The organism is Kaistella sp. (assembly GCF_032060305.1).
In the GTDB taxonomy this organism is placed as follows: domain Bacteria; phylum Bacteroidota; class Bacteroidia; order Flavobacteriales; family Weeksellaceae; genus Kaistella; species Kaistella yananensis.
This window is the reverse complement of sequence record NZ_DAMBHK010000042.1, coordinates 13,926-19,717: the sequence shown is the minus strand read 5'-3', so window position 1 is coordinate 19,717 and position 5,792 is coordinate 13,926. Positions and strand designations below refer to the sequence as shown.

Sequence of the window (5,792 nt, the reverse complement as noted above, 5' to 3'; positions counted from 1 at the left end):
AAACCTGGAATGTAATTTCCTGGAAAAGATCTTTCTGGTCGTCGAAATTATCCATATACATCTTAGAAATCTTGAAAATCACCCCTTTGTGTTTTTCTATTCTCTCTAAAAATTCTTTTTCCAGTGTTGGCATCATTAAGTAATCTGTGAAGTAAGTAGCAATTTAAAATATTTGTTACAGAAATATTCTGCGTGAACGAAAAAAAAACCTTTCTGCAAACAACAGAAAGGCTTTGTAATTAGTAATCAATCATTAGAATATTACATCATTTTAAGATTGTTCACTTCGAGATCGGTAAGAATTCTCCAGTGTCCGCGCTTAATATTTTTCTTGGTTAATCCTGCGAACATTACCCTGTCGAGTGCTTCAACTTCGTAACCTAACCTTTGGAAAATTCTTCGCACTACCCTGTTCCAGCCGATGTGGATTTCAATTCCCACTTCGTTTTTCGGTTTTCCTTCGATATATGAAATACTGTCGACTTCAGCGACACCTTCTTCCAAACGGATTCCTTCTGCAATGGCGTTAAGATCGGCTCTGTCAAGTTTTCTGTCTAAAGTAACATGATAAATTTTCTTCATGTTGAAGGAAGGATGCGTCAGTTTTTTAGTCATGTGACCATCGTTGGTGAGCAAAATAACTCCTGTTGTAGATCGATCGAGCCTTCCCACAGGAAAAAGCCTGTACGGTGATGCATTTGCCACCAAATCCATTACTGTTTTTCTGGCCTTTTCATCTTTTGTAGTTGAAATGTAACCTTTTGGCTTATTTAAAAGTACATACACTGGTTTCTCCGGTGTAATTCCCTGTCCGTCGAAAATTACCTTATCGGTTTTTTGAACCTGATAGCCCATTTCTGTGACTACTTTTCCGTTCACCTGAACCAATCCCTGGGTGATCAGTTCATCGGCTTCTCTTCTGGAGCATATTCCGGAATTGGCGATATATTTATTTAAACGGATGCTTTCTTTTGGCGTTTCTTTGGCGAGTTTATCGAATCTTCTTTTCTGAACAAAAGATCTGGTTTTCTCGTTTTCACCCTGTGGTCTCTCGTAATTTTTGAAAAGTTTAGTTCCAGATTTCCGGTCTCCTTTTTCATATTTATCGCGGGTATCGAATGATTTTCCGGACCTTTTTCCTGCCGGTTTGCGGGAGGCGGATTTATCAAATGTTTTTTCGAAAGATTTCGCCTCAGATTGTGACATCAGTCGCGGTTCTCTAGGTTTCTTAGGTTCTTTTGCAGGTTTTCTATCCTCAGTATTTTCAGGTTTTGGAGCACGGGAACGTGAAGGAGCTGGTCTGGAACTTCCAGAGTTGGAAATTTTAGAAATTCTTACTTTTTGGGGTTTGTTGTTGCTGTTTCGATCTCGGCTCATTGTCTGAAAAATTTTTGCAAAGATAAAACTAATTCGCTGATATATCGACAATTCTTTTTAAACGGCTCAGATTCAACCATTAACTACTAAAATAAATGTATTTAAAGAGAAGTAATTTTTTTTAAAATCTTTCAATGATACCATCCAGTAGCATGGCAATAATTCCGACAAAAACCCAGATCCTTAAAATATTGAGTACAATAAAATTCGATTTTTTCACCGAACTTAAGAGAAGATAAACCGACAAAATGATTACAAATAACCCAGCGGCAAAATAAAGTGGCAAAATGCTGTGAATTCCGGTGTTGTTGATAATCATCATTGAAACAGTAAATAACAGGACGGAAAGAGCCACCACAACATTCACTGCATTGTGTGTTCCAAAAGTATTGGGAATCGTCGTATAACCAAAAATTTTATCCGCATTTTTGGTTAAAATATCTTTCACGATATCGATCATCAAAAGCATCACAAACAGAAAAACTGCCATAAGAAATACTTTTCCCGAAAATGTATGGTAATAAACCATCATCCCAAAGAAAGGATAAAGTGTCAAACTCACAAAAGTGATGTTATTCAGTATAAGGATTTTACTGAGTTTATGGCTGTAAAACCACATAAAAAACTGATAAATCAGGAAAAAGTAGAAAACCCGGTGCGAAATAAGAAACGCCGTCGTAAGCGAGATTGCGACTAAAATTAAATAGGCATAAAGAAAATATTTCTGCTTTAAGAAATTCTGAATCTTAGTCCGGAAAGGCTTCGTAAGTTGATCTTTTTCACGGTCGTAGAACTGGTTGATAATTCCGCCGGCCAAAATGCTTAAAACGGTGCAGAAAATAATCCCGTGAACTCTGAAATCGAAAACAAAATCCCTCAGACTCTCTTCCTGATTAAAAAGAAAAAAAGTGGAAACGTATAATGCAAACGTAAGTAAAACTGCGACGAAAATACGTGCTCCGAGGAGAAAGCCAACAAGTTGCGATGTTCTGTAAAAAATAGGTTTTTTCTTCATTTAAGCCCGCTTCAGATAAAAACAATTATTTTTTACGGTGTAAAAATCTAGAATCTGTAGATGACTTCTTTCTGAAATCCTTCGAGCATTTTTTCCGCCTTTGCGTAATCTTTGGTGAAACCCAAAATATAACCACCGCCACCGCTGCCACAAAGTTTAAGATAATAAGCGTTGGTATCGAGACCGTTTTTCCAAGCTTTATAAATGCTTTCCGGAATCATTGGTTTGAAATGTTCGTAAGCCCAAACCGATAAATTTTTCAGATTTCTGAAAAACGGATTCATTTCTTTTTTCAGGAAAGTATCGATACAGGCATTATTGTAGCGGATGAATTCTTCTTTCATGGTCTTACGGAAGCCCTCGGTTTTCATTTTTTCAAAGAAAATCTGAACCATGGGTCCCGTTTCGCCAGTCATTCCGGAATCGATTAAAAAAATCGCGCCTTTGCCCTCTTCACTTTTCGGGATAGAAACCCGGTCAACATTTTCTTTATTCTCGATAAGAATCGGAAGATTCATGTAGCAAATTAAAGGATCGATGCCTGAACTTTTACCATGAAAATAACTTTCCAAGATGCCAAAAACTTTTTTAAGTTCTTTAAGTTCTTCTTTGGAAATGCTTTCGGGTGTATATTTTATGAAAGAATATTTTTCGAAAATTGCAGCAACTAAAGCACCGGAACTTCCTACGCCATATCCCTGTGGAATATTCGAATCGAAGAAAAGTCCACCAGCAATGTCTTTTTGAAAATCAGCGATGTTGAGTTTAAATTTTTCATCCAACTCAATATTCATCAGATAATCTGAATATTTTTTAAGGGATAAATTCGACTTTCTTTCGAATTCGCTGCTTAGATCAGAAAACTTCAACGTTCCTTTATAGAAACTATAAGGTACCGTAAGACCCTGAGAATCTTCGATAATACCGTACTCACCAAATAAAAGGATTTTAGCGTAAAAAAGTGGATTTGTCATTCTTTAATTTAATCCGTTGATTTTCAGTTGCAAATTTACAAAAAATATCTTTAGAAATATATTGTGTGATATTCAAAAATAGCGCCAGAATACTGCAATATTTTTAAACAATCAAATACTTATTTTTCTTTTAACATTTTAACCTTTAAAAAGCGAATCAGTACCAATCCTGCAAAGAAAAATATCGACATTGAAAGGGCTGCAAACCTCATATTATGGTACTTCTCGATCATTGTCGCAAAAATGAAAGTTCCTAAAATGATCGCCAGTTTTTCCAAAACATCGTAAAAGCTGAAAAAGGTAGTGTTATCCATGGAATCTTCCGGAAGTAATTTTGAATAGGTGGATCGGGACATTGCTTGTAAACCACCCATTACAAGTCCGATTATTCCTGCAATTCCGTAAAACTGATATTCAACATTTGGATTTTCTTTGTTAAGATAATAAGCTGATAAACAAGCTACAATCCACAAAATAATTGCGATTGAAATAACATTTTTATTGCCGATTTTTCTTGATAACCAAGAGAAGAACAGCGCACCAAAAATAGCTTCAATCTGTATGAGCAACAAAGTAAGGATCAATTTATCCTGCTCGAGATTGATTTCGCTTTTGCCGAAGAGCGTAGCCATTAAAAAAATCGTCTGCATACCGACACTGTAAAAGAAAAAACTGGAAAGGAAAAATTTCAGATTGCGGTCTGCAAACAAAGATCTTCCGACTTTGAAGAGTTCGCGAAAACTCTGTCGCGCAATATCAATATAGAAATCGATATTGTCTTTTAAAACTTCCCAGAAACCGCCCTGTTCTTCGTGTTTTTTAAAGATATTTTTATAATTGAGCAACACCAGATCTTTCGGCAACTGGTCTTTTACATTCCCGAACTGTGGCAGATGCTTGAAGGTGTACTGTGCAAACCCAAACCACCAGGCTCCTGTAAGAAGGAAAGAAATGCGGGTGTACATTTTAGCTTCCTCCGGAGTTTTTGCGAAAACCTGAATCAAAACAAGACAGATTACGACCAATACTACAGATCCTAAATATCCGTAAACATATCCTTTGGCAGAAAGAGCATCCTGTTTGTCCGGTGTTGCAATATCGGGGAGAAATGAGTTATAAAATACCAAACTGCCCCAAAAACCTACGCTCGCCGTAACACTGAAGAGCAGTCCGAGAAATACATTCTGCATGCCTGTAAACATGGCCAATCCCATACAGGAAGTTGCACCTAAATAACAGAAAAACTGCAGAAAAGATTTTTTGTTCCCGATGGTATCGGCAAGAGAAGAGAGAATTGGTGAAAGCAAAACTACAATCAGAAACGAAATCGTAAGCGAATAGCCGTAAATCGCATCTGGCTGGTATTGCTTACCAAATAACGTAATCATATGTCTTACCGGAACTTTTATCCACTGCCCTGTTTCTGCAACATATTCGCTTTTTTCTGTCGCAGTGGTAAGAATCGAATAATAAATCGGAAAAATGGTAGAAGTTATTACCAAAGAATATACGGAATTGGCCCAGTCATAATAAGCCCAGGCTTTCATGATTTTGGGATTATTCTTAATGTTTTGGTTCGTAAGATTATCGTTATCGGGCATCGGAATAGTTTATTAATGAACAAAAATAGAAAAACCATTAAGAATCTGATGAAAAAATTCATTAATAATTCTTAATGGCTTCATTATTAAAGCGAATGTGCAGATTACAGTTTATAGATTCTCGATCACCACCGCACTTGCACCGCCGCCACCGTTGCATATTGCGGCGGCACCATATTTTCCGTTGTTTTGTTTAAGAACGTTGATTAGAGTAACAATAATTCTCGATCCTGAATTTCCGAGCGGATGACCCAGCGAAACCGCACCTCCGTTTACATTTACTTTCTCCGCATCCAGTCCTAGAATTTTATTGTTTGCCAAGCCTACAACCGAAAAAGCCTCATTAAATTCAAAGAAATCAATATCTGAAATTTCAAGACCTGCTTTTTTAAGCGCAATTGGTAAAGCTTTTGACGGAGCGGTGGTAAACCATTCCGGTTGGTGCGCGGCATCAGCGTATGAAACAATTCTCGCCAAAGGTTTTAAACCTAATTCCTCCATTTTTTGTTTGGACATTAAAACCAAAGCCGAAGCACCGTCGTTTAATGTTGAAGCGTTTGCCGCTGTAACTGTTCCGTTTTCTTTCTGGAAAACCGTTGGTAAAGTCCCAATTCTGTCGAAGTTTACTGATTTGTACTCTTCATCTTCAGAAAAAATAATGGGTTCACCTTTTCTCTGCGGAATTTCAACCGGAACTACTTCATCATTAAATTTACCTTCGCTCCACGCTTTTGCCGAACGCTTGTATGATTCAACCGCGAAGTTATCCTGGTCTTCTCTTGTTATTTCGTATTCTGCTGCACATTTTTCTGCACAAACACCCAT

Annotated in this window: 5 protein-coding genes and 1 pseudogene; all 6 read right to left on the bottom strand. The window is 37.2% G+C overall.

Annotated elements, in window-relative coordinates; all coding sequences use genetic code 11:
- Positions 1 to 133, bottom strand: a pseudogene (locus V5N63_RS07450) (RNA polymerase subunit sigma-70); the annotation flags it as partial.
- A 128-nt stretch (positions 134 to 261) separates the two neighbouring features.
- On the bottom strand, positions 262 to 1,377 hold the full coding sequence (locus tag V5N63_RS07445) for a pseudouridine synthase (protein WP_442905790.1): 1,116 nt from the start codon (positions 1,375 to 1,377) through the stop codon (positions 262 to 264).
- 121 nt (positions 1,378 to 1,498) lie between these two features.
- Positions 1,499 to 2,392 (bottom strand): UbiA family prenyltransferase, encoded by an 894-nt coding sequence (locus tag V5N63_RS07440; protein WP_332033443.1) that lies wholly within the window; start codon positions 2,390 to 2,392, stop codon positions 1,499 to 1,501.
- Positions 2,393 to 2,439: 47 nt separating this feature from the next.
- Positions 2,440 to 3,366 carry a mevalonate kinase family protein gene (locus V5N63_RS07435; RefSeq protein WP_332033442.1) on the bottom strand — a complete coding sequence of 309 codons (927 nt, stop codon included), beginning with the start codon at positions 3,364 to 3,366 and terminating at the stop codon, positions 2,440 to 2,442.
- A gap of 119 nt (positions 3,367 to 3,485) precedes the next feature.
- A complete protein-coding gene (locus V5N63_RS07430) occupies positions 3,486 to 4,967 on the bottom strand; it encodes an MFS transporter (RefSeq protein WP_332033441.1) in 1,482 nt (493 codons plus the stop codon).
- A 111-nt stretch (positions 4,968 to 5,078) separates the two neighbouring features.
- The coding region (locus tag V5N63_RS07425) for a thiolase family protein (protein WP_332033440.1) at positions 5,079 to 5,792 on the bottom strand (714 nt) is incomplete at its 5' end.